Raw genomic sequence first — 634 nt, forward strand, 5'->3', positions numbered from 1 at the left:
GCGAAAATAAGGCAGGGATTGAAAACACCCTGATATTCCGCCAGGCCATCGAAAAAACCGATTATCCATTATCACTGATGGCCTATGAACAAGATAATTGTCTCACGGTCAAATTGGGTTATGGGGAAGACTGGTTGACAGATAAACAAGCCCTGCGCTTGCTTCGCCAGCTTGAACGCATCCTGCACGCTGTGGCCTGTGATCCACACCAGCCGCATACTGCCCTCCGGTTCCTCAGTGAGGAAGAGCGCTATACCCTGCTGCACACCTGGAACCAAACCGATGTCCCTTACCCGCAAGATAACACCTTGCCGCAACTGTTTGAAACTCAAACAGAAAAAACACCAAATAGCGTGGCATTGGTGTTTGAAGGGGAAACCCTGACCTATCAACAGTTAAATCAACGGGCAAATCAATTGGCCAGAGTTATCCGCGAACGTTATCAGCAACGTAATGCTGTCCTTCTGCAAGCAGACATGCCCATAGCCCTTTACCTCGACCGTAGTTTGGAAATGGTTATTAGTATCTTAGCGGTACTGAAAGCTGGCGGGGCTTATGTGCCCATTTCCCCTGAATATCCACCGGAGCGGGTGCAGTTTATTCTGCAAGATACCAGAAGCCCGTGTGTACTCAC

General features: G+C 49.2%; 1 protein-coding gene. It reads left to right on the forward strand.

Annotated features, from left to right (window positions below; all coding sequences use genetic code 11):
- A partial coding sequence (locus tag Xets_RS14155; RefSeq protein ID WP_187651951.1) for an AMP-binding protein occupies positions 1-634 on the forward strand: 634 nt, incomplete at both ends.

Source organism: Xenorhabdus sp. TS4 (genome assembly GCF_014467265.1).
In the GTDB taxonomy this organism is placed as follows: domain Bacteria; phylum Pseudomonadota; class Gammaproteobacteria; order Enterobacterales; family Enterobacteriaceae; genus Xenorhabdus; species Xenorhabdus ehlersii.